We start from the raw sequence: 24,303 nt of genomic DNA on the forward strand, positions 1-24,303 counted from the left end.
GGTCTTGACCGCACCTGTTCAGGGCATAAATAGCAGCTTGCCACGCTGCCTTTAATTCATCTGCACCAAAGCGACGTGCTCGGTTCTTTCTACGACTACTCATTGAGTCTAGATGCGCACCGATACATTAGCCGATTGGCGTACTTGGCACCCTCTCTGCGACATAGGGCGCAAGGCGCTGAAACCCTGCGCCGAAGCGTTTCAGCGGCCTGTCGTGGCGACGCCTTGCAAGGCGCCGGTCTGTTTCAGCGCTTAGAACCAATAATGCAGGCCGAGCATTAATGACTGGGCGCTGTAGTCAGTGCGCACATCGCCTTGGGGCAGGCCCTGAATGTCACCGAAGTGCGCATCGCGAGTCTTGAGGTATCGATAATCCAGGGACAGGGACCATTGATCGGTGAGCTCGAAACCTACCCCGGCGCCGAGTTGATAGGCCGATACGTTGTCGCGATGAGTATTGCCGAAGTGGACGCCGCCGGCTTCCAGGCCACTGATTGACACGCTGCTGTAGCCCAGGCCACCGCCAATGTAGGGAGTGAACCGACTGAAGGGCGCCGGGAGATTCAAGACGTCATACCAGAGGTTGGCCATCAGGCTGGTGACTTCCTCCTTGCCTTTGCCCGGGATGCTCCCGCCGCCTTCGTATACCCGGTTATTGAATTGGGTCAGGGTGTTTTTGCGGTAACTGAGTTCCACTTCAGGCCTGAGCCCGACGGGGAATCGCCAGCCCAATGCCAGCCCGGTGGCGTAGCCGGAGTCTAACGGGTGGTTGAACTGCATCTCGACAAAATCGAGGTGGTTCTGGTTAAGGTCCTGCGGGGCAACCCAGTTCAGTCCGCCCATGACACTGATGTAGGGGCCGAGCGTGTCGGCGGAACTGGACGCAGGGCTGATAAAGCCCATGCCAATGACGCCCATCACGAGATGCTGAGTGCTTTTTAGTAGGTTCATGCTCGGTCCGAAGTGTGCCGTTATCGATAAGTAAGCGAAGCGTGCTCAGGCGCGAGCGTTCAACACGCCCGTTCCCGGGAGGGGTCATTGGTGCTGCAAATGCGTGCCTGGTTTGTCGAGCACGAGGTTGCTCAGCGTATTCGCCCGTTGTTCCGCCAGCGTGCGCAGGTTGTCCAGTGCGGTGGTCATTGCTGCCGTCAGCATTTTTCGTAACAGCCCGCGATACAAGAAACTCAAGGGGCCGGAGATCTTCGCGCTGTGGGTGACCCGGGTTTCATGCGGGGAAAGTCTATGCATCTGGTGATCGAACTCGAGGTCGATCCAAAGCAGCCTTGCCGTGTTCCGATAGCTTTCATGCAGCCTCACCGTTTCCAGTTTCAGTGGCATGTTCAAGCCACTCCTGAGGACACACTTGCCCCGCGTTCCAGGCTGGAACGGGCCATTGAGTTCACAATGACTGACGTCGGTATCCCATAACGGCGCCTCTTTGAAGTTGCTCCAGATCTTCCAGATTTCGGAAGGCGGCGATTTGACCCGGACTTGCACATTTACATCGTTCACGGTGACACCTTTGTTGTGTGGGCGCTGTCATGCTGGAGAGTGAGATCAACTCAATACCTCACGCAGCAGGCGCGGATTGACTCAGCACTTGAGCGGTAATACTGGCTTGACCGATTTTTTCGCCCCGGTTGAACAGGTCGATGTAGATGCGGTTCGTTTTGAATGGCTGATCCTGTGCGTCAAAGCCGGCTTGCGGTGCCAATGACAGCGGGCTGTTCCTCGGGATTGGTCGATCCAGAGTGAAACTCAAGGCCAGCAGGTTCATCGGGGTATTGAGTGGAATTCGTAGATAACTGTGGGCAATCTGCATGTAGCACTGGCGGGCAACTTCGAGGAAATAGACCATCGAATAGTGCTCGGGGTCGCCCTCCTGGAAGATGTGCTCATCCGGCACTCTGAGCGTGTCCACGCTCAAGCCCTGGGCGATACCGCTCATGTCACTGACGATGATGTTTTCTTCTCTGGCCTTGTGCAGCAGCGCCTTGTCGCGGCAGCGAACAGCCGTGAACTCACCGGCAAGCGATGTCTCGAACGCCGAGTTGTAGGCCATGCCAAGGATGCACGTGCACATCAGCTTTCCGGCCTGCATGACCTTGGCATTGAAGACCTGAGGGTCTTTGCCTTGTTCCAGATGAAGATCAATCGCACCCTGCTTCTGTACGTATTGCTGGAACTTGATACTCAGGTTTTTGACATAGGCAACCCGGCCGCTCAGCGGGGGCATGGCGAGTTCAATCAGTTGCAACACGCCCTCGAGCAATAAAATGCCGGGGATGTGATCAAGCGGGTGGTCGAAGAAGTAAGGGTGCGCTTCATTCACCACGAGCCGGGCGTGCAGTGACTGAGGGCCACGCTGGACGTTGGCGATCACGATATTTTCCGGGCGACGTTGCCAGTGCACGGGGCGCTGGGCTTCAGCGCCACGGTGCAGGGCGAAAAGGCCTTCCATGGCGCGAGTTCTGACACGCAGCCCCGAGAGCAGGGTGCTGGTCAGCAAATCGCTGAGCTCCAGCACGTCGACGCCGTCGTGTCGCGGCTCCCTGGCCAGGCTGACAGGTCGTGCAGGCAGGATGACCTGTTGCAGTTCCTGGGGCGCCGAGTGAGCGAAACGCAGCGTAAAGGGATGCTTGACGGCAGCGGCGGGTCCGGCAGCGGCCGGGCGCCACTCCTGAAGCTTTTCAGTAAATAACCACATCACTGCCTTGCCGGCCTCGCGCACCTCGATCACCGTGTGGGCCGAGGCACTCAACAGCACCGCCAACAGGGTTTCGATGCCACTGGCTTCGGCCAGGAAACCGGTCATTTCTTGCAGTGAGCTGCTTGGATGAGTGGCATCAGGCTGCAGCTCGCAGACTTCAATGTTCTGGTATTGGCTCCGCTTCTTGCCCAGCAGTTGGCAAGCCTCTTCCAGCGAGTTCGCAGCATGGGCCAGGACTGCCGCGCGGATCACCAGTAAAGGCTTGTCGCTGGAGCCTGGTCGATAGGGGCGCAGCGCAATCACCCCCAACCCTTCGCCTTGCAGTATCGCTGAGTGCCGGGCGCGTTCGATCTCTATTTCGCCACTGATAAAACGCCCTGCACCGAGCAGGAGCGTCGCCACGCCGTCCTTGAACCATTGCTGAGATGCCAGCAAGGTTTGCCAGAACAAGCCAGGGGTGCCGACCAGTGTTTGATGGAAACCTTTGAAGTCAAAAATTTTTGCCGGGTAGCCGGACAACATGTTCGGCAACATGGTTGCGACGTCCGTCACCTCCACACCCGGTGGCCGGCCTTGAGCCTGTGAGTAGAACGTGTGGGCGCCGCTATACGCATTGCTGAAGCGCTCCCCACCCATGTTGCAGCACATGACCATGGCGGTGCCGGGTGAACCGGCCACACCCGGCAGGCGTTGCAGTAAATGATTGATGCGATCGGTGACCAACAGCTTGAACGGATCGACATGGGCCAAATGTTTGGGGCCCATGCCGAAACCGTCGATATCAATGACGCGATCCTGCACCAGGAATTTTCCCAGTAACGGCTGACCCGCAGTGGCGGCGCAATCAACGAAGCGTCCATAAGGGAAACTGACTGACGGTGCTGCTGGCTGATCGAGTTGTTGCTTGAGAGCCTGCAATGAGAAGTGACTGCCGATCGCCGCTTCTGCCCCGACAATGGCAAGGTCCAGCATCAGCACGCCGGGGGCGACCCGGGGGACGGCAGGGCGGTTGTCGGGAATGTATTCATCCACCACCAGATGCGCATTGGCGCCGCCAAAACCAAAGCTGGATATGCCTACCCGGATCGCCGACTGACGATCAGCGAGGGGCTGTACCTGCTCTGTGGCCAATCGCAGGCAGGTCTCATCGACTTTTGCGCTGGGGCGATAGTCGGGCTGAGGTGGAATACCTTTGTGACGCAATATCATCAGCGCCTTGGCGAGCGAAGCGCCTCCGGCGGCGGCCAATGGGTGACCAATGACGGATTTGATCGAACCGATCATTATCTTTTTGTCATCTATGCGATGAGGGGCGAAGAAACTGTTCAACGAGTCCAGCTCTGTCGCATCCCCCAGCGGTGTACCGGTGCCATGGGTCTCGATGTAGTCCACGTCGTTGGGGTCAAGACCGATATAGGCACGCTGGTAAGCCGTGCACTGAGCCTGTTTGCCAGGCGCAAATACCGAGCCTTCGGCGCCGTCGGCCGAAAGTCCCAATGCCCGCAGAACGCCCAGGGGGCGGCGCTTGGCAATCAGGGCCTGCGATACCGGCTCGACCAGAAAGGCGACCGCACATTCGCCCGGCACAATGCCGTCAGCGTCCTGGCCGAACGCCTGCATTTGGGCTCGGGAGGAAAAGGCGGTCAACTGCGAGAACCCCAGAAACAGCGCCGGCGGCAGTACAGTGTTCAGTGCCATGACAATCGCGTTATTCTGCCTGTCCGCTGTTGACCAGCGCTTGAGCCATATCGATTGCATAGGGGAACGAGCTGCAGGCGGTATCTACCGATAACGCAGGGCCACCCAAGGCAAAAGCCGCCGCCAGTTCAGCAACTTGTTCACCCGGCGTATAACCCCGTGGTGTCTCGGCTGTACCGCAGACTCCCGTGACGAAGTAACTCTCATCACTCCAGGACGTCGCGACCACTAACGCCGTGCGCTCCCTGATCAATACCGAGCCTTGTGCGGCAAGCTGGGCGAGGAGTGTCTGGAGTACTTTCTTGCCGATGGCGACCTGCCGTCCTTCATGGCGTGAAGGGGTCGATGCGTCATCGGCCAGGCAATAAGCGCTGTCCAGGTAAGTACGATCCTTTTCCCCTTTCGTTGCTGAATAGATTGACGCCTTATCCAGCCCCCAACGTGTCAGCATCGAATGGATGGGCGCTACCTGTCCCTGCGAGAGCAAGTGCCAAAGCGCATCCGTTGAGGGGGCCCCGGGAAACTCTCCAGCCATTGCACTGAAGCAAAAATCGCCCTCTGTCGTTACCGCGCCACTCATACCCGTTCTCCTGGTTGTCAAAATGCTGGGTGATCTTTGCGATCACCCGGACTCCATTCCATTTTTTACAACGGCTCAGCCCAGTCTTGTCAGCAACGACATGGCGTCTTGCGGCGTACGACGCGACATCAGCGCCTCACCGGCAAATTCGCTGACAGGGCACTGTTGCGCCATTGATTGGCAGAGGGTCTCTCGGGCAAAACCGCTGAGCCCCAACTGTGCGAAAGGCATCTCGATGTCGATCGACGTTGGGGCGTCGGGGATCAGGGGGGACAGGGCGTTTAAAAGCAGATTGCTTATCTGCTCCTGGGGGGCTGTTGTGCTTGTTGGTTGTGCTTGGCTGGGTGTTACCGAGGTTGACTCGGGGGTGGCCAGGGCGGCTTTAATCAGTGCGATTGTGTCCTGTGGGAACTTGGCGTTGACCAACTCAGTGCTGTTGGCCTTGAGTAGCGGCCACAAAGCGACGATCGCTTCCTGAAAGTCCAGTTGCACCAGGGAATCCAGGCCCAGGCTTTCATAGCTTTGCTTCTGGTCGATCTGGTCAACCGTAAAACCGGTGATATTCGCCAGTTGTTCAAGTACCCATGCTTCGATATTCACGGCAGGCGCCTGCGGATTGGCTTCAAGTCGTGCCAGCAAGACGGTAGGCGAGGGCGCATCAAAGAGCGATGAAGTGAGTTCTTTCTTTTCCGGGAAGTGCTGAGCCAGGGATTCGAAAATATCGACCAGCCCCAGGGAGTCGATGCCCAGACTCTCGAAACTTTGATCGAAGTCGATTTGTTCCTTTTTGAATCCAGTGACCGAACTTATTTCGGCGCGCAACCATTGCCCGTAGCTGAGCGCAGGCATTTGTTCCGCCACGGGTGCCGATGCCAGTACTACCGGGGTCGAGTGTACGGGCTCCAGGACGGGCAGGCTTCTATTGACGGGGGCTTCAATCCCATGGGCATAAACGCCTTCCAGAACTTGTTGATGCGCGTTGAAGTAATGCGCAGTGACCGTTTCGGCCTGCGCCAGCACACGCATCAATATTGATTCTTTTTCGATATTGGAATCGCACAGTGAATCAATGATTTTTTCTGAAAGAGAGAAATAGCTATGAGCTATTTTTCCATTGGACACGATGAATTCCTGCACAACATCGTTGAGTTGGACGCGCATGAGGTTCTCCTAACCAAAGTCGGTATATGTTTTCTATCAACAAGAAATCAAAAGTCATGGCCCAGGGCTGGGCCTTGTGTCACTCAATGAAGCAAACAGGCAGTAGCCATATAGAGACTTAAAGTTGGAGTTCCACCGCGTCGATCTCGGAAGATGTTGTTTTTCTGGCCCCTTTGAGCAGCCCGGATCTTACGTTCAGATAAGTGAAGAGCGTGATTGCATCAGCCCCCTGGAAAGCGATGTAGCCGTCAGGACGAATCAGCATCAATGTGCCCTCTTTGGCGTGGTAGCGCTTGTGCAGCCGCCAATCGGGGTCCAGCAACGTCGAGTGCCAGAAAGGCAGCTCGCAGCTACCTAGAGCATCAATGACGCAATAAGCCTTGATGCCTGGGTAATCCTTCTCCACCGACTCGGCCAGCGAGTAATAGCCCGGTAGCAAAGGGGAAAACTGATCGGCTGCGCTAAATATCAGCAACGTGAAGGTTCCCTGGAACAAGTCGATCAAGCGTTTTGGCGGCAAACCTTGCAGTTGCCACAACTCGACATCGGGAGCCAGTTGACCTGCGCGAGGCGCAGACGTCTTAAACTCGGGTTTCTTGCCTTTTTTATCCCAATTCATGCGCTGCTTTTTCGTCAGCGATTCTTGAATGTAATCACTTTTGCCGTAGTGGTACTGATGACCGGAAATCATCGTGGGCAACTTGCGCTGAACCTTACGCCTGTTGCTCAGCAGTGGCAGCACATTGTCGCGCAGCCAAACGAGGGCGCGATGCCTGAGGGTTATCAGTGCGGTCAGTCGGTGTGCCGTGTTCTCGACCTCCAGGGCGACCGGGTAGCGTTCTTCGTTGTAGCTTTCCAGCAGTGATTGATCCGCCAGGCCCTGATCGACATAGGCCATTTTCCACGCCAGGTTGTAGGCTTCGGAAACGCCCAGGTTCATCCATTGCCCGCCGATCGGGCTGCCGATATGAGCCGAGTCGCCCACCAGAAACACAGCGCCTTGTTGCAGCGACTGCACGCGGCGATGTTGAAAAGAGGCGATGGTGGTCGATGAAATATTGGACAGCGTCATCTTTTGCCCGCGTCCTTCGCACAACCGCTGAAAGTTCTCCAGACTCAGGGAAGGGCGCTCACCTTCTGGCGGCAGGTCGTAGGGCATCTCGATGAAAAGTCGATAACGGGATTGGGCGCTGATCGGCGCGACTGCCACATAACCATCCTGCGCACCCAGGAAGAAAGCCCCTTCATCCTTGCTTCCAGACCACTCGATATCGGCATCGGCCAGCATGAAAAATCGGTCGTAGGACGATCCTTCGAAAGTCATCTCAAGACGTTTTCTAATGTTGCTGCGAGCACCGTCGCACGCGACTACCCACCGACTGGTAAAGGATTCGTCAATGCCATCCGCATGATGGAGCGTCATTCGCACGGATCCCGGCTGGTTGTCTATATCGACCAGTTCGGTATTCCACTCGACATCCACCCCCAGCTTGTTAAGTCGCTCAAGCAGAATCTTTTCTGTTTGCGGCTGTGGCAGGCTGAGGAGCAGGGGATAGGTCGTATCCAGGTAGGAGAAGTTGTAGTTCAGCACCCGTTTGGCGTTCGACTGCACCGAAAACTGGTTGATCGTGAACCCGTCGCTGATGGCCTGCTTGGCAACACCCAGATCTCGAAAAATTTCCAGGGTTCTGGAATGGATGGCCATCGCTTTGGTAGCGGTCGAGGGGCCGGCATTCTTTTCAATAATGCGAAAAGACACACCCCACTTTTTCAGCATGATTGCCAGGGACAGGCCAATAGGGCCCGCACCGACGATCATGACTGTCGGGGTGTTACCGGGGCCGAAGTGCTTGGGTGCCAACGTGCTCAGAGTATTCATCTATCAGTACCAGTTTCTATAGAAGGGAGAGTTGGCAATGCCGAGCAGGGCGTCGTCACCGGATGAATCTCCGTAGGCATAAATGTAAAAGTCATCAAGGTTGCTCAAACAGCCTTTCAGGCGTGTGACTTTTTCTCTCTCAACACAGTTGGTACCTGATATTGCGCCGGTCAGTTTGTTCTTCGCAGTCGCCAGGCGGGTGCCGCAGACATAGTCAAAACCTGCCGCCTGTCCCCAGGGAATCAGGTAGTTCTCCGGCGAGTTGCTGACCAGCGCCGTGATATGTCCCATGGACTGATGCCATTGCAGCCGGCGCAAGGCCTCGGGCCTGAGCCAGAGTGGTAGCAGTTCGCTAATGAAATACCTGGCATGCTCGCGCTCTTGCTCGACTGACAGGCCGCCCAGGTAACAGGCAATGAACGCCAGGCGTGCCTGCATCAACGGTGTGATGCCTAGAAGAACACTGAGCATTTTGGGCAGTAGGGGAACGATCCTTAGCCAAAACGACCTGGTCCCCACGATAAAGCGCATGTAGCGCCAGAACGTATGCCTGTCGGTCAATGTGCCGTCAAAGTCGAAAACGGCCAGTACCGGTTGTGTGTTATTTGCTTGCATGGATCTCTTCCTTGAGAGAGAGAATCTCGATGGTTCTGGGCAGTTTGAAGCCTGAGAGGTAGCGCGAGAGCAGGGTGGAGATAGCGCTCTGGGTCAGGTCACCGCTCCCTTCAATGCACAGGTGCAATACGTTGACCTCCTTGTTGTCAGGGACGATGTAAGCCTTCGCGCGCACCACGCCTGGATGCTTCAGGGCAATGGATTCGATTTCGGTGAGGTCGACCATTTGCGCTTTGATCTTCGAGATTCGCAGGCGTTGGCAATAGAAGAACACATGTCCATCGTCGTCCCGCCAGACCAGATCACCCGTGTGTAGCCAGCCATCACGGAAGAACCGGGCATTGGCCTCCGCTGCATCGTTATATCCGTCAATCACCATCGAGCCGCGTATCAGCAGTTCGCCGATACGCCCAGGTGCGACGTCTCGACCCTGAGCATCGACGACCCGCAGTTCTACGTTGCGAATCGGTTGTCCCATGGCACCGCGATGGACCTTGCCAATCGAACTCTGGACTATCACCGGCATGCTCTCGGTCAACCCATAGCCTTGCAGCACCGGATTGCACCCCAGCAGCCTTCCCAGTTTCTCGGCTTCGTCCGCCGGTAGATGGCTGCCACCCGAATAAATCATCAGTTGTGGGTGCATCGGCAACAGTGCGCCTTTGCGTTTGGCCAGTCGCGTATTGAAGTAGCGAATGACGTCGGGCACCAGGCAGGCAAAGGTGACCTGATGCTGGGACAGGATTTGCGCCAGATCGCTATTGAGCAGCGTGTTGGTCATTAGCAGGGTGGCGCCCACGCTCAATGGAAAGACCATCATCACGGACAGTCCGAAGATGGCATACAGCGGCAGCGTCACCAGATGAACGGATCCGCCCCCTTGAAGATGAAACTGCTCATGCAACCCATCGCTCGATTGCGTCAGGTCAAGGTAACGATGGGAAACGGCCAGCGGTTTACCGGTGCCCCTATAGGTGAACTGCACCGAGACGATCGGATTGCCTTCGGGCAGTAACAAAGGTTCGGCCTGTCGAGGAAGCCGTGAATCGGCCGTTGCGTTGTCGGGCAGGGGAGAGGATGGCTCGCTTGCGGTGTTCAACACCAAGGCGTGATGAACGCCGTAGGCAGGCTGAAATGTCTCGCTGTGTTGCTCGAATAGCGTTTCGGTCGTCACGACCAGCGTCGGCCGGGCAATACTGATGACGCTGCTCATCTCGAATGGCGTCAGTTTGTAGTTGAGGATAACCGGAGTCGCCCCGCGTCCGATGATCGCCAGATAGTAAGCGATGAACTCCACCCCATTGGGTAGAACAACCGCCACTGTGTCACCTGGTAATACACCCAGGTTTTTGAGTGCGCCGTTGCACTCTTCAGCCTTTATTCGCAACCCGCGGTAAGTGACGGTCTCTTCTTCCGCGTCCAGGTTCCTGATAGCAACGTGGTCCGGGAAAGATTCTGAAAAACCGACAAACCGATGCAGAAAACCTTCTTTATATGAAAGGCTTTTCATTTACCAACCTCTCTCAATCCTTGAAGTAATGGTTAGACAAAAAAAGTAATACAGAGGCAGGCTATATAAGTTGTTTCAATTACGCATTTGTGTAGTTGTTTTTCCGATACCAGTCCAGGGTGTCGGTCAGTGTTTCAGCAACCGGGCGGAACTTGCACTCCAGCTCTTTCAGGCTTTTGTTATGGCTGAAATGAGTGCGCCCTTGCTCTTGCTCTATGAGTTTGACGGTGGAGGTGCTGATGAGCACCGGCTTTTTCGTAACTCGGTAATAGCCTTCATACATCAAGGCTATTATTCGCAGCATGAATAGCGGGATTTTTCGTTCCGGCGCTTTTACGCCGCTGACACTGGAGAGTGCCTGGAAAATGCTTTTCATGTTCATATGATTGCCGGCTGCCAGATAACGTTCTCCGGATCTGCCGCGTGTGATGGCCGCGAGTTGATGCTCCGCCACATCCCGGGCGTCTACTACGGAAAAACTGCCAGGCAGCACACCAGGTAATTTCATCCCGACAAAGTCGAGCAGAAACTGTCCTGATGAGGTCGGGCCGATATCCCCGGGGCCAAACATCCAGCCCGGTAGTACCATGGCGATGAACATGTCGGGGTGTTGCAGCAAAAATTCCTGAATTTTTTGCTCGGACAGTATTTTACTCAAGTAGTAATCGTCAGCATCCGATTCACTGCGTGACATCGTCTCATCGATCACCTGGTCTTTATTGCCCTTCAATACGGCAATGGAGGAAGTATGGACTGCACGACGAATGCCGGCGGCGTAAGCGGCTTGCAATAATCGCTCGGTCCCGGTGACATTGGTGTCATACAGTTTCTGCCAGTGTTTTCCACCTTTGTAACTGTCGCGGAAGTAAGCTGCCGTATGAAACAAGGCATCACAGCCTTGCAGGGCATGGCTGAAGGCGTCGACATTGAGCATGTCGCCTTCGACAAATTCGACAGGCAGATTGCCGAACTGCTTCCTGGCTTTTTCTACGGAGCGAACCAGTGCTTTTACCTTGATATTTCGCTTTAAAAGCGCATGAACCAAATTATTACCGAGCAGGCCAGTAGCGCCTGTGACAAAGGCATATTCCATTAAAATCCAGCTCCTGTGGGGTAACCTGCTGCTGCATTGAGATTGATGTCACGGGTCTCGATGCTTTGATCAGGTGTTGGCTGAGCCAACGACGCAAGTAAAAACCATTCGGTATCTGAAAATCAAGTGGTATTTCGTTATGAGCATAGAAGTGACGTCCCTGGACTGGGCTTAAAGCTATTAAATTCAGCGTTTTAGCGCTTAATCGACAGCAGGTACTTCACCTGGATCGGGCGGGTTGAAGGAATTTTTCGCCGCTCGTCGTCTGCCTCTTGAGGGAGTCACAAGACAACCTTGCCGATTCGGTCGATCGGGTGGGTGGGCCACGCGTTAGGCTGGATACCGAGGTGCCTGAGCATGCTGGAGTTGACGCCTCTTCATGAGTTGCAAGGGCTTGCAACGGCGGCGCCGCATGTCGATGCAGCGCGCTTCGCCGCCGCCGTTCCCATACATGGCATTTACATGGCACTTTTTAAAAGCGTAAATGTAAATTGATTAAGATGCTCTAGTATAAGGTATAGTCGTTAAAAGCCGTATTTTGTAGTGAATAGCAAGCGTGTTGCATTCAGTTACAATTAGATATTTTTTGTTTGGCCAGAGGAGCCGAAGTTGTGATTAAGAAGAGATTGGGTCGCGAAGAAAGTCAGCAAGTAACAAGAGACAAGTTATTCGATACCGCCACTGATCTTATGGTTAGGAAAGGCTTTCACGCCGCCAGTGTCAACGCTATATCTGAGGAGGCCGGCTTTTCAAAAGGCGCTTTTTTTTCAAATTTTACAAGCAAGTCAGACTTGCTTCTGCAATTGACCCAAAGATTCAAGCGAGTTGAAATCGACCGCTTGGGTGTTACCCTGGCTTCTGGATATTCATCAGAAGAACTGGCGCATGGATTGAACGCTTATATTGATACGCTTAAAAACAATACCAGTTGTGCGATCCTTGATGCTGAACTACAACTGATTGCCTTGCGTGATGAGGAGTTTTCAGCGCATTACTATGCCCTGCATCAGGAAAACAGTGAGGCGTTGGGCAAGTTGATTACGATTATATTCAGCCATGCAGGCAAGAAGCCTCCTTTGGAATGTGCCACCCTTGCAAAGACATTCACCGCTCTGTCGGAAGGTTTGATACTGCAAGGGCATAAAGACCCGGCGTCTGAAATAAAATTGGTATTGAACTCGCTTATCCAGACAGCAGAGCCCTTATAGAATATTTGCCAATCTTGGGAAGCATGCATTGTTCACATGTCCGGGGCTCAGATCTCGGACAGGATGCGAGCGGTTTTTCACTGTGTCCCGACAACTTTTTGGTGCCGTTTTCGCGAACTGGAAAACCTCCATTGGTTGTGACGGTGCATTGCTGCTTTATACCTATTGAAATATGTAAAAGTACGCTCGGCGAAACACCGGAAGGTCACTTCGGACAACTGCTCAGCCGCTCCAGAGCGAATGCCACGGGTGAATATTTTGTCCTGAATTCCATCGTGCCGGAGCAGGAAGTTGTCCGTAACCTTAGTGCTGCCAATGGCGGTATCGATCAGGCTTTCAGCTTGATCATGAGCTGGTCGGCGTGGCGCCCGATACCCACGAAGCCTGGCATTCGAGCATCGAGTCGTTGAGTTGGCAATCATTGGCCAGGACCGTCTGAGGCAACTCAGGCAGGGTTTTGGTCGTGCAGCCACTAGCGATCAGTTCACGTATAAGTTGTTGCCCGACTTCTAGAACCAAGTCTCCATTTGCACACCCAATTGCCACTCGCCGCCGGACTTGAAGCCCTTCTGACCAAAATCGTCTGTGGCGCTGAAATTATCCAGGTCCCTGGACCAGTTCATGTAGGTGGCGAACAGACGCAGTTCCGGGCGAATGAAAAAGTCACCGGTCTGGGCCTTGAAGGTCGGGGCGAAGGTGAGTTTCCAATAGTCGCCCTTGGCGGCCTGGCGGCCATCGTAGCCCAATGCATTGAGGTTCATTGTTTGCCAGCTCAGCTCATATTGCATTTCGAAGTTGCTGGTCAGTTCGTTGGCCAGGCGCACGTTGAGCGTCATGTAGCGATAGTCGTCGCCGGGGACGTAACGATTCTTGCTCTGCTCGGCTATCAAGGCCGGTGCGATGCGCCAGTCCTGATTCAGGCGGGTATGGCCATAGAGCGCCAGGCGCAATGTCTGAGCCTGGTCCAGCAAGTCGCCGTCGGCACCAATGCTGTTGACCTCCGCCCCCAGCCCTTGGCCGTACAGCAGCGCCGCCTTGAAGTAGCCTTCTTGACCAAAGAAATCGGGGCGGTGGTAGGCGAGCATGCCATGGGCGCCACTCGAAGCAGGGCTGAATCCAGACTTGTTCACCCGGGTATCCCTGGCGAATTCCTGCCTGCTCTTGTCGTTCAGGCTGGCATCGTTCTGGCCTGAAGAAATGCCATTGAGCATGACCTGCCAGCGGCCCTCGTCGAAAAACTGATTGAGGGTCGCGACATAGCTGCGGATGTCCTTGTTTTCCTCGGTGCCGAAGTCACCGTAGGAACGGCTCATCAGCGATGCATTGATGCGCCAGTCTTCAGCCAGGTGCACGTCGTAGATACCGCCGCCGGTCCCGGCCAGGAACACTATCCCCCTGTCGAGCCAATGGATATCGTAATTGTCCCGATCAAAGCGCTTGCCCGCCCACAGGGTGGCATTGCGCAGCAGGGGGCTGTCTTGAAAGGACGCCAGGTGACCAAGTTCGGCGTAGACCTGGCGCACATTGAGCGCACTTTGCGCCGCGGTCCAGTCGTTGGGCGTCTCCAGACCGTCGGCGAGCATCAGCGTGTACTTGGAGCGTGTTCCATTGGCGGCCTGGCTCTCCTTGGTGAACTTGGCTTCCATGTAGGTATCGACTTCATTGCCCAAACGGCCAACCGCGCCACCTACGGAGCCGGCGGGGGTCACGTAAGGGCCGCCGCGACCGGCACCTGATTTGTTGCTCATGATCCCGGAGCGGGCATAGCCGCCGAAGGTGAAGCCATCGCTCAAGTGCTCGGTCGGGGTGGCTGCAGGGGCGGTCGCCGCAGAAGGGCTTTGGAGGGACTGCTGATTGGCTTCTACCCGGCAACGCGTTGGTCGAGGGCGGTTTGTGCAGGCGTCGGCAGCCTGCCGGTGATTTGCTGGTTGAGGTGTTGGACTTCCTGGCGCAATCGCGCTGCATCGGCTTCGGCCATCGAGGCTCGGGCTTCGGCGGAGGAGGTCCTGGCTTCAAGTCGGGCAAGACGCTCTTCGATGCTTTGCGCCGGTGCGGCGAACAGTTGCGTGGAGAGAACCAGCAAGGAAAAGCCAGCCAAAGGCCGGCAAACCTCAGAACGCATAATTAACCCTCTTGTTTTTGTATTCGGGTACTGCAAACACCTTTCGAACGCATCCCCGGCTCCAGTCGGGTCGGGGTTTGTGCTGGATCGTCCAGCGCGATATCAGCGCCTTTTGCACAGCGCTCCACTTGACAGCGAACCGTTTGGGGATGCGTAATGCGCTGCGATGTTAACGTTAACTCAAATAAAAACAAGAGGGTCGTCACATGCAGCTTGCAGTCAAACGTGAGTACTGGCTTATCAGTGGTTTGCTGTTTTTCTTCTTCTTTTCGTGGTCATCCAGCTATTCGCTGTTCTCGATCTGGCTTCATCGAGTCATTGGCCTGAATGGCACGGAAACCGGATTTGTTTTCGCCGCCAATGCCATTGCCGCGCTGCTGATTCAGCCGTTCTATGGCGCTCTTCAAGACCGACTTGGGCTGTCCAAAAAGCTCCTGGTATGGATTGGCATCCTGCTCTGTGCCGCCGCCCCGTTTGCGATTTATGTATATGCCAACCTGCTGGCGCAGAACGTGGTGTTGGGCGCCATGGTCGGCGCGGCTTTCCTGGCCCTTGCAATGCTCGCGGGAGTGGGCGTGATCGAGTCGTATACGGAGAGACTGTCACGTCATGCGGGCTTTGAGTTCGGGACCACCAGAATGTGGGGTTCGCTGGGCTGGGCCAGCGCGACGGGCGTCGTCGGTGTGGTTTTCAACATTGACCCGGACATCGCGTTCTACATGAGCAGCGCAGCCGGCGTCGTGTTCTTGCTAATCCTGTTTCGACTGGATTTGAGCAGGTTCAACCAACCCGGCGTGCAAGCCGGTGAGCAAGCAGCCAAACCCGTGCGCCTGCACGATCTTTGGACATTACTGACACTGCCGCGTTTCTGGGCATTCAGCTTGTACCTGACCGGAGTGTGTGGGATCTACATGATCTACGAACAACAGTTCCCCGTGTATTTCTCCTCTTTTTTCCCGACCCCGGAAGAGGGCACCCGAGCTTATGGCTACCTGAACTCATCCCAGGTACTCGTCGAGGCGGTACTGATGCTGTTCGCCCCCTGGGTGGTCAGCCGCACGGGCGCCAAATATGGATTGATCCTGGCCGGCAGCATCATGTTCGTGCGTATTCTTGGATCCGGGCTGGCAACGCAGGCCTGGACCATCGCTGCCTGCAAGATGTTGCACGCTTTGGAGGTGCCTATCCTGCTGGTCTCGGTATTCAAATACATTTCGTTCAACTTCGATTCTCGGCTTTCCGCCTCGATCTATCTGGTGGGATTCCAGTTCGCCCAGCAATTGACCGCAATGCTGCTGTCGCCGCTCGTGGGCTACGGTTACGACCATTTCGGTTTCTCGAGTGTTTACGTACTGATGGCTTGCCTGGTCGGCGCTTGCTTAGTGCTGTCATGGACCTTGTTGCGCACCGATCCAGTGCGCAACCTCTCCCAAGTGAAGGTTGTCGATTCGCTGGAACTCCCTGCCATGGCTCAATCCACCACTCGTTACGAACCCTAGAAAGGACCAAGCCATGCACGCTGCACTGCTGGACGAAGCGCATCGCGCCATCGAAACAAAGCTACCCGGACGCGGTAGCGACTACCGCCTCGGTTATCATCTGGCGCCGCCGGCGGGATGGATGAATGACCCGAACGGTCTGGTTTTTTTTCGCGGTGAATATCATGTGTTCTATCAGCATCATCCCTATTCGGCGCAGTGGGGACCGATGTACTGGGGGCACGCCAAGAGCCGCGACCTGGTGCATTGGGAACATCTGCCCATAGCCCTGGCCCCCAGCGATTCCTATGACCGAGACGGGTGTTTTTCAGGGTCGGCGGTGGTCGCGGACGATACGCTTTATCTGATTTACACCGGGCATGCCTGGTTGGGCGCGCCGGGCGACGACCAGAACATTCACCAGGTTCAATGCCTGGCCAGCAGCACGGATGGTCTCTCGTTCAGCAAGCACGGGCCGGTAATCGAAACACCGCCCGATCCGCAGATCATGCATTTTCGCGACCCAAAAGTCTGGCAGCGAGGCGGGCAGTGGTGGATGGCGCTTGGTGCTCGTCAAGGCGACGACCCGCAACTCCTGCTCTATCGCTCCGAGGACCTGCATCACTGGGAGTATCTGGGCTGTGCCCTGCAAGGTCAGCGTGAGCCGGACGGCTACATGTGGGAATGCCCGGATCTGTTCGAATTGGATGGCTGCGACGTTTTTCTCTATTCGCCGCAAGGTCTGAAGCCCAGTGGCTACGACAACTGGAACAAGTTCCAGAACAGCTATCGAATGGGCCTGCTAGACGACACCGGGTGCTTCAGTGAGTGCGGTCAGCTGCGCGAACTCGATTCCGGTCACGATTTCTATGCCGCGCAGACCCTGCTGGCGCCGGACGGGCGCCGCCTGTTGTGGGCGTGGATGGATATGTGGGACAGCCCGATGCCGAGTCAGGCGCAACATTGGTGTGGCGCGCTGTCGTTGCCTCGCGAGCTGAGCCGCGACGGCGAACGGCTGCGCATGCGTCCGGCCCGGAGTTGGCAGCGCTAAGGCAGTCACGACGGACGCTGCAGATCGGCGCGGTCGAATCCCGGAGCCACACACTCGATGTACGTGGCGCCCTGCTGGAGTTTGAGCTTGAACTGGATCTGGCCGGCAGCAACGCTGAGCGCTTTGGCCTGGCGCTGCGCTGCAGCGAAGACCAGCAGGAGCGGACATTGCTGTATTTCGATGCCATGGCCCGTCGCCTGGTTCTCGATCGGCAAAACTCGGGAGCGGGGGTGAGCGGTGTTCGCAGCGTCCCGGTGACGATGGAGCAGACGCGGATCGTGCTGCGGATTTTTCTCGATCGTTCATCTATCGAGGTGTTCGTCGACGACGGCGCCTATAGCCTTACCAGTAGGATTTATCCACGGCCCGACAGCCTCCAGGTCAGCGCATTCGCCGTCAATGGGGTAGGGGTGTTCGGGGATACGTCTGTCTGGAACCTCGCCGATCTCCAACTCTGAATACACCAGGGGTGCCATTCATGCAGTTTGCTGCCAGGCATCGTGTTGTCATGCTTTTATCAAGCATGACATGATGCCCGGCCAGACAAGCAAGGGCACCCGCGAATGGCTTCAGTTAAAGATGTCGCACGGCTGGCGGGGGTTTCCTTCATGACCGTTTCCAGGGCGCTTAACACCCCGGAAAAACTGAACCAGGAAACCCTGGCGAAAGTTCGTCAAGCGGTCGAGACCTTGGGCTATGTCCCCAGCCTTTCTGCTCGCAAGATCCGTGGTGGTCACTCCAGTGGCAAGACCATTGGCGTCTTCGCGCTGGATACCGCGACTACGCCCTTCGCCGTGGAGATGCTCCTTTCAATGGAGCGTACGGCACGGGAAAACGGCTGGAACGTTTTCATCCTCAATGTGTTCGAAGCGCCACCGAGTCAGCAGGCCATCGACCTGATGCTGTCCCATCAACCCGACGGGATCATCTTCAGCGCCATGCAGTTACGCACCGTCGAGATCCCCCGGTGCTGCGCAGCCTGCCGCTGGTGCTGAGCAATTGCATGAGTTCAGAACCCGGCGTGGCCTGTTACGTGCCCGACGACGCAGACGGTCAGTATCAGGCCGTGCGACAGGTGCTGAAGCGCGGCTACCGGCATCCGTTGTGCATCAACCTGCCGCAAACCAGCCTGGCCTGGGAGCCGCGCCAGTTGGGATTGCGTCGTGCCCTCACGGAGGCCGGCATGTCCGCGGACGAGGTTCCTCAATACAACCTGTCGACCGATGACGCCTATCAGGAAACGATTGGAGTACTGGAGCACCAATTGCGGGGGTTAAAAGGAAGACCGGCTTTCGATCTGCTGATTTGTGGTAACGACCGCATCGCGTTGGTCGCTTATCAGTACTTGCTCAGTCGCGGTTTGCGTATTCCAGCCGAGGTGGCGGTTCTGGGCTACGACAATATGATCGGTGTTGCCGAGTTGTTCTATCCACCGCTGAGCACTGTGCAATTGCCGTATTACGAGATGGGGCGTCGCGCTGCCCAGTATGTGATTGAAGGCAGGAACGAAACCACGATTCACCGGGTTGAATGCCCCCTGGTTGAGCGTGAGTCTTGTTAACAAGGATGTTGCATGGGGCGCAGTTTTTTGCAGGCGCTGAAGATAACGATGACGACGATGAAAGTGGCGAGCGCGCTTCAGACGATGGCCCGCACAGTTCGGTAGTCGTCCGGGCGCCTTCACTCCTAACCCGGTCTGAAGCGGACCGGCAACGTGCGCGCCAGGACGCGCACCTTGCTCAGTACCTACTCGGCACTTCTGTCGTTATGGCTGGAGACGAATTGCCGAAAGCGTTCGGTTGGCAAACCTTCGAACAGTTCTGCTGGCGTACCCTGGGCATCGATCAGGCCACCGTGCATGAATACCACCCGATTTGACACATGCCGGGCAAAGCCCATCTCGTGCGTGACTACAAGCATGGTGCGGCCTTCTTCGGCCAGGGAGCGCATCACCCGCAACACCTCTCCAACGAGTTCCGGGTCAAGTGCCGAGGTCGGTTCGTCGAACAACATGACTTGTGGATTCATCGCCAGCGCCCGCGCTATCGCTACGCGCTGCTGTTGTCCGCCGGACAAGTGCGCGGGGTAATAGTCGCGGCGATCGTACAGGCCGACCTTGTGCAACAGGGCCTCTGCTTCCTCGATACATTCGGCACGGGAGCGTTTGAGGACCCGCATCGGGCCCTCAATGATGTTTTGCAGTACCGTCATGTGCGACCAGAGGTTGAAGCTTTGGAAGACCATTCCCAGGCAACTGCGCATGCGCTCAACCTGGCGGCCGTTGCTCGGGGTCTGGCGGCCGTCGGCATGTTGCTTCATTTCGATCACTTCACCATTGACGCTAATGATGCCTTGATCCGGCGTTTCCAGAAGGTTGATGCAACGCAGAAAGGTACTTTTACCGGATCCACTGGCACCGAGGATCGAGATCACGTCGCCCTTGTGGGCTTCCAGGGAAATGCCCTTGAGGACATGTGCGCTGCCGAAGGACTTCTGAATGTTAGTTACCGACAAGGCTGAAGCGGGCTGAGTGCTCATGGCATGCTCCGTATCAAATCAAGAATGGGTAGGCAGCGAAGGGCTGGCTTTTTTGATGGCGTCGACTGGCCGCTCACGCAAGTGCGGCGAGAGGCGATACTCGAGCCAGGCGACAGCACGCACGACCAGGAAATTCAGCACCAGGTAGATCAAGGCCGCGCAAATGAAAACTTCCATCGTGCGATAGGTGCGCTGGATGATCTGTTGCGCGACGCCAGTGACGTCCCAGACAGTCACCAGGCTGGCCAGCGCCGTGGACTTGACCAGCAAAATGGCTTCGGTGGAGTAGGCCGGCAGGGCCTGGCGCAGGGTAACCGGCGCAATGATCCGGCGTAGCAGTTCCCAGGGCGACATGCCCACGGCCTTGCCCGCCTCAATCTGCCCCTGTGGCACGCTGAGCAGTCCGCCGCGAATGATTTCGGCGGTGTAACCGGCGGTACACAAGGCCAGTGAAACCACCGCGCAGCCATAGGGCGACTTGAGCAGTACCCAGGCGAAGCTGTCGCGAATGGCCGGGAACTGGCCGAGTCCGTAGTAGATCAGGAACATTTGAATCAGCAGCGGCGTACCGCGAAACAACATGATGTAGAACCGCGCTGGGTAGCTGAAAAACCACCAGCGGCTGACCCGCAGGCTGACAATGCCGACAGACAGGGTCAGGCCGATCACCAATGAGCTGAAAAACAGTGTCAGCGTGGTGGGCAGTGCGGCCAGCAGCTTGAGCATGGTGTCCGCGAGGAACGGAAAATCGATCATAAGTGTCGCTCCCGACTCGAACTAGACTGGGCTGCGCTGACGCGTACGGCGCACGCGAGCTTCAGCCATATGGAAAAGCCGACCGGACAGGCCAGTGAGAATGAGGTACACAGCGCCCCCGATGATGTAGAACGTGAAATATTGACGAGTGGATCCGGCCGCGACCTGACTGGCACGCATCAACTCCACCAAACCGATGACTGAAATCAACGCGGAGTCTTTCAGGCTCATTTGCCAGACATTGCCCAGTCCGGGCAGCGCGAATCGCAGCACCTGGGGGACCAGAATCCGTTTGAAGCGCATCGCACGGGTCATGCCAATGGCCAGCCCGGCTTCAAGTTCGCCTTTGGACACCGCGAGAAAAGCGCCACGGTAGACTTCAGCCTGATAGGAGCCGGAAATCAGCCCGACCGCCAACGCCCCGACCAGAAAAGGCGGCACGTCGATATAGCCTTCACCGCCGAACCAGTGGCCAACCGCGGTTACCACACTGGCTCCACCAAAGTAGAACAGGTAGATCACCAGCAACTCGGGGATCCCCCTGAACAGTATCGAGTACAGATCTCCCAGCCAGCGCAAACTGCGCTGACGGGATAGCTTGGCAGCAGCGACCAGGCTGCCAAATACCGCCCCCACCAGCAGGGCTGCCAGGGTCAATATCACGGTCATGCCCGCTGCCTTGAGCAGCGCCATTCCCCAGCCTGAGTCACCGAAACTGAGTAGCTGCAAGAGGTTCATAGAGGGTCCCACTTATGAAAAGGTTTAAGCAGGCCCGGCAACCTTTACGGTGCCGGGCCATTCAGAATCATTGCTTAGGGGTAAGGTCTGCCTTGAACCACTTCTCGCTCAGTGTCTTGATCGTACCGTCAGCCATGGCTTCCTTGAGGGCTGCGTCGAACTTGGCTTTCAGCTCAGGGTCTTTCTGACGGAAGCCCAGTGCTTCGCCTTCACCCCAGATCGGGCCTTTGATGACCGGCCCGGTAAAGACCAGCGGTTTGTTCTCAGGCTTGTCCATGACCGAGTTGAAGAAGGTCACGTCATCGAACGATACGTCGATACGGCCGGCAAGCAGATCGAGAATGGCTTCGGCGGAGCTGCCGTACTCACGGATAGTTGCCACATCCTTGAAGTTCTGATCAATGAAGGACGTGTAAATCGTGCCCGAGGCGATACCAATGGTTTTGCCCTTCAGTGCCTTGCGCAGCTCTTCAACGCCGGCGCGTACTTCCTTGGCATCGGAACCCAGCGTAATGGCGGCATCGGCACCGGTTTTACCCGGCAACAGATCGGCTTTGAGCGCGACGAAACTGGCCGGTGTCTGGGCGTAAGGCGTCGAGAAGGCCATGACCTTCTGGCGTTCTTCGTTGATGACAATGGCGTCCATCAGCACGTCGAATTTACCGGCATTGAGGCTGGCGATCATCCCGTCCCAGTTCTGTACGACGATGTTGCACTTGAGCTTCATGCGCGGACAGATGACATCCATCAGCTCCGGTTCGAAGCCGCCGATTTTTCCACCCGGGAGCGTCAGGTTCCAGGGCTCATAGGCGCCCTCTGTTGCAATATTCACCGAGGTCCACTCTTTGGCCTGCAGTGCCGGAGCACAGGCCAGAACCATTGCACTGAGCGCTACAGAACCCAACCAGCTTGATTTCTTCGACATCTTGATACTTCCTGCCTAATCAATGGAGTGTTGCGAACTGATCCGGCTCAGGCCGAATCTCCAATGTCTGTGCGTACAATTATTTTTGTGTACACAAGACAAAACCATAAAAGCCAACCGTCAGTTAAGCCGGTCAATTCGCACCCATAATGGTTTCAGCCTGGACAGCTTCCCCATCTCCATGTGCCCTGTCCGACTGATCAACCGGTAATCATCGGCAGGTTCAAACCCTGCTCCTTGGCGCAGTCGATCGCGATCTGGTAACCCGCATCGGCGTGACGCATGACGCCGGTCGCCGGGTCGTTGTGCAGCACGCGAGCGATACGCTCGGCCGCTTCGTCCGTACCGTCGCAGACAATCACCATGCCCGAGTGCTGGGAGAAGCCCATGCCGACGCCGCCGCCGTGGTGCAGGGAAACCCAGGTCGCGCCGCTCGCGGTGTTCAGTAGGGCGTTGAGCAGTGGCCAGTCGGACACAGCGTCGGAACCGTCCTGCATCGACTCGGTTTCGCGGTTCGGGCTGGCTACCGAACCGGAGTCCAGGTGGTCGCGACCGATGACGATGGGCGCGGACAATTCACCGCTGCGCACCATTTCGTTGAACGCCAGGCCGAGCTTGGCGCGCAGGCCCAGGCCAACCCAGCAGATACGTGCCGGCAGACCCTGGAAGCTGATGCGCTCGCGGGCCATGTCCAGCCAGTTATGCAGGTGCGCGTCGTCCGGGATCAGTTCTTTGACTTTGGCGTCGGTCTTGTAGATGTCTTGCGGATCGCCCGACAGTGCAGCCCAACGGAACGGCCCGATGCCGCGGCAGAACAGCGGACGGATGTAAGCCGGTACGAAACCCGGGAAGTCGAATGCGTTTTCCACGCCTTCTTCCTGGGCCATCTGACGGATGTTGTTGCCGTAGTCAAAAGTCGGCACGCCCATTTTCTGGAAGTCCAACATCGCTTGAACGTGCACCGCCATCGATTGCTTGGCGGCTTTCACCACGGCAGCCGGCTCGGTCTTGGCGCGAGCGCGGTACTCTTCCCAGGTCCAGCCGGCCGGCAGGTAACCGTTGAGCGGGTCGTGGGCGCTGGTCTGGTCGGTGACCATGTCCGGGCGCACGCCGCGCTTGACCAGTTCCGGCAGGATTTCAGCCGCGTTGCCCAGCAGGGCGATGGAAATCGCCTTGCCTTCCTTGGTGTATTTGGCGATGCGGGCCAGCGCGTCGTCGAGGTCGGTGGCTTGTTCATCGACATAACGGCTGCTGAGGCGGAAGTCGATGCTGACCTGCTGGCATTCGATGTTCAGCGAGCAAGCGCCGGCCAGGGTCGCGGCCAGCGGCTGTGCGCCGCCCATGCCGCCGAGGCCGGCGGTCAGGACCCAGCGACCGGTGAGGTTGTCGTTGTAGTGTTGGCGACCGGCTTCGACGAAGGTTTCGTAGGTGCCTTGAACGATGCCCTGGCTGCCGATGTAGATCCAGCTGCCGGCGGTCATCTGGCCGTACATGGCCAGGCCTTTGGCGTCGAGCTCGTTGAAGTGTTCCCAGCTCGCCCAGTGTGGCACCAGGTTGGAGTTGGCGATCAGCACGCGCGGTGCGTTGCTGTGGGTCTTGAACACGCCGACCGGCTTGCCGGATTGCACCAGCAGGGTCTCGTCGTCGTTCAGGTTGGTCAGGCTTTCGACGATCTTGTCGTAGCACTCCCAGTTACGTGCCGCACGACCGATACCACCGTAAACCACCAGTTCTTTAGGGTTCTCGGCGACAGCAGGGTCGAGGTTGTTCATCAACATGCGCAGCGGCGCTTCAGTCAGCCAGCTCTTGGCGGTCAACTTGTTACCGCGCGCGGCACGGATTTCGACGTCACGATGCTTCGTAAATGGAGTAGCAGTAGGCTTATTGTCAGTCACGAAAAAAGACTCCTCAGCGATCAATTCAAACCAGCCCTGGCGGTGGGCGAGCAATCCAATCCGCAAAATGTGCACATCGGCGAATCAGTGGACGATGGTCGAGTCTCCGTGACTCATACTCATACGTCTTTACTTGTACATACAAGCATATGCAATCAAGCGGCCAACTTGTTGGTGTGGCGTTCAATAAAACTCGGATTTTTGCTGAAACGCCCTTGATACAAGGGTTTGCCGGGAGGCGTTTTTTTTCTGAGGTTTTTTGCGGCGGGGGGCGATTGTTACTTGAGCCTGGAATTGCGCCACTCTGGGGCGCTCGGTGACAGTTTGGGAGAATTTAGTGCGCGTT

General features: G+C 56.7%; 15 protein-coding genes and 4 pseudogenes. 5 read left to right on the forward strand and 14 right to left on the reverse strand.

Features of this window, described 5'->3' with window-relative positions; genetic code table 11:
• Positions 1–252 precede the first annotated feature (252 nt).
• The 8 genes and pseudogenes from JFV26_RS26890 to JFV26_RS26925 all read right to left on the reverse strand — a co-directional run bounded on the left by JFV26_RS26890 (position 253) and on the right by JFV26_RS26925 (position 11,246).
• Positions 253–951 (reverse strand): outer membrane protein, encoded by a 699-nt coding sequence (locus tag JFV26_RS26890; RefSeq protein WP_201196579.1) that lies wholly within the window; start codon positions 949–951, stop codon positions 253–255.
• Positions 952–1,035: 84 nt separating this feature from the next.
• Positions 1,036–1,512, reverse strand: a complete 477-nt coding sequence (locus JFV26_RS26895) for an SRPBCC family protein (RefSeq protein ID WP_201196581.1) — start codon at positions 1,510–1,512, stop codon at positions 1,036–1,038.
• Between the two features lie 58 nt (positions 1,513–1,570).
• Positions 1,571–4,988 (reverse strand): annotated as a pseudogene (locus tag JFV26_RS26900) (beta-ketoacyl synthase N-terminal-like domain-containing protein).
• 75 nt (positions 4,989–5,063) lie between these two features.
• A complete protein-coding gene (locus JFV26_RS26905; protein WP_201196582.1) occupies positions 5,064–6,149 on the reverse strand; it encodes an acyl carrier protein in 1,086 nt (361 codons plus the stop codon).
• Between the two features lie 118 nt (positions 6,150–6,267).
• The gene (locus JFV26_RS26910; protein WP_201196584.1) at positions 6,268–8,028 is read right to left on the reverse strand and encodes an FAD-dependent monooxygenase; all 1,761 of its coding nucleotides are present in this window, start codon (positions 8,026–8,028) and stop codon (positions 6,268–6,270) included.
• 3 nt (positions 8,029–8,031) lie between these two features.
• Positions 8,032–8,643: an HAD-IB family hydrolase gene (locus JFV26_RS26915; RefSeq protein ID WP_201196586.1), complete on the reverse strand. Its 612-nt coding sequence runs from the start codon at positions 8,641–8,643 to the stop codon at positions 8,032–8,034.
• Positions 8,630–10,153 carry a class I adenylate-forming enzyme family protein gene (locus tag JFV26_RS26920; protein ID WP_201196588.1) on the reverse strand — a complete coding sequence of 508 codons (1,524 nt, stop codon included), beginning with the start codon at positions 10,151–10,153 and terminating at the stop codon, positions 8,630–8,632. The genes JFV26_RS26915 and JFV26_RS26920 overlap by 14 nt, the downstream gene beginning before the upstream one ends.
• Positions 10,154–10,232: 79 nt before the next feature.
• Complete coding sequence (locus JFV26_RS26925) at positions 10,233–11,246, reverse strand: SDR family oxidoreductase (protein WP_201196590.1); 1,014 nt, start codon at positions 11,244–11,246, stop codon at positions 10,233–10,235.
• Between the two features lie 357 nt (positions 11,247–11,603).
• On the opposite strand from JFV26_RS26925, the gene JFV26_RS26930 reads away from it, so the two are divergent.
• Together JFV26_RS26930 and JFV26_RS26935 are read left to right on the forward strand one after the other, a co-directional pair.
• On the forward strand, positions 11,604–11,741 hold the full coding sequence (locus JFV26_RS26930) for a hypothetical protein (RefSeq protein WP_201196592.1): 138 nt from the start codon (positions 11,604–11,606) through the stop codon (positions 11,739–11,741).
• A gap of 116 nt (positions 11,742–11,857) precedes the next feature.
• Positions 11,858–12,454, forward strand: coding sequence for a TetR family transcriptional regulator (locus tag JFV26_RS26935; protein WP_201196594.1), 597 nt, complete (start codon positions 11,858–11,860; stop codon positions 12,452–12,454).
• Between the two features lie 509 nt (positions 12,455–12,963).
• Here JFV26_RS26935 and JFV26_RS26940 read toward each other — a convergent pair.
• Positions 12,964–14,576 (reverse strand): annotated as a pseudogene (locus JFV26_RS26940) (carbohydrate porin).
• A gap of 206 nt (positions 14,577–14,782) precedes the next feature.
• On the opposite strand from JFV26_RS26940, the gene JFV26_RS26945 reads away from it, so the two are divergent.
• The 3 genes and pseudogenes from JFV26_RS26945 (at position 14,783) to JFV26_RS26955 (ending at position 18,666) form a co-directional block, all read left to right on the forward strand.
• Complete coding sequence (locus tag JFV26_RS26945; protein WP_201196596.1) at positions 14,783–16,075, forward strand: MFS transporter; 1,293 nt, start codon at positions 14,783–14,785, stop codon at positions 16,073–16,075.
• A 13-nt stretch (positions 16,076–16,088) separates the two neighbouring features.
• Positions 16,089–17,563, forward strand: a pseudogene (locus tag JFV26_RS26950) (glycoside hydrolase family 32 protein).
• Between the two features lie 105 nt (positions 17,564–17,668).
• A pseudogene (locus JFV26_RS26955) lies at positions 17,669–18,666 on the forward strand (LacI family DNA-binding transcriptional regulator).
• A 185-nt stretch (positions 18,667–18,851) separates the two neighbouring features.
• Here JFV26_RS26955 and JFV26_RS26960 read toward each other — a convergent pair.
• The 5 genes from JFV26_RS26960 to hutU form a co-directional block, all read right to left on the reverse strand.
• Entirely contained in the window at positions 18,852–19,643 is a 792-nt protein-coding gene (locus JFV26_RS26960; RefSeq protein WP_201196598.1) for an ABC transporter ATP-binding protein, read from the reverse strand.
• 18 nt (positions 19,644–19,661) lie between these two features.
• Entirely contained in the window at positions 19,662–20,399 is a 738-nt protein-coding gene (locus tag JFV26_RS26965) for an ABC transporter permease (protein WP_201196599.1), read from the reverse strand.
• Between the two features lie 21 nt (positions 20,400–20,420).
• A complete protein-coding gene (locus JFV26_RS26970; protein WP_201113906.1) occupies positions 20,421–21,137 on the reverse strand; it encodes an ABC transporter permease in 717 nt (238 codons plus the stop codon).
• A 67-nt stretch (positions 21,138–21,204) separates the two neighbouring features.
• Entirely contained in the window at positions 21,205–21,969 is a 765-nt protein-coding gene (locus JFV26_RS26975) for a transporter substrate-binding domain-containing protein (protein ID WP_201197006.1), read from the reverse strand.
• A 293-nt stretch (positions 21,970–22,262) separates the two neighbouring features.
• Positions 22,263–23,957, reverse strand: coding sequence for a urocanate hydratase (hutU, locus tag JFV26_RS26980; RefSeq protein WP_201196601.1), 1,695 nt, complete (start codon positions 23,955–23,957; stop codon positions 22,263–22,265).
• Between the last annotated feature and the right edge of the window lie 346 nt (positions 23,958–24,303).

Source organism: Pseudomonas sp. TH31 (genome assembly GCF_016650815.1).
GTDB lineage: Bacteria > Pseudomonadota > Gammaproteobacteria > Pseudomonadales > Pseudomonadaceae > Aquipseudomonas.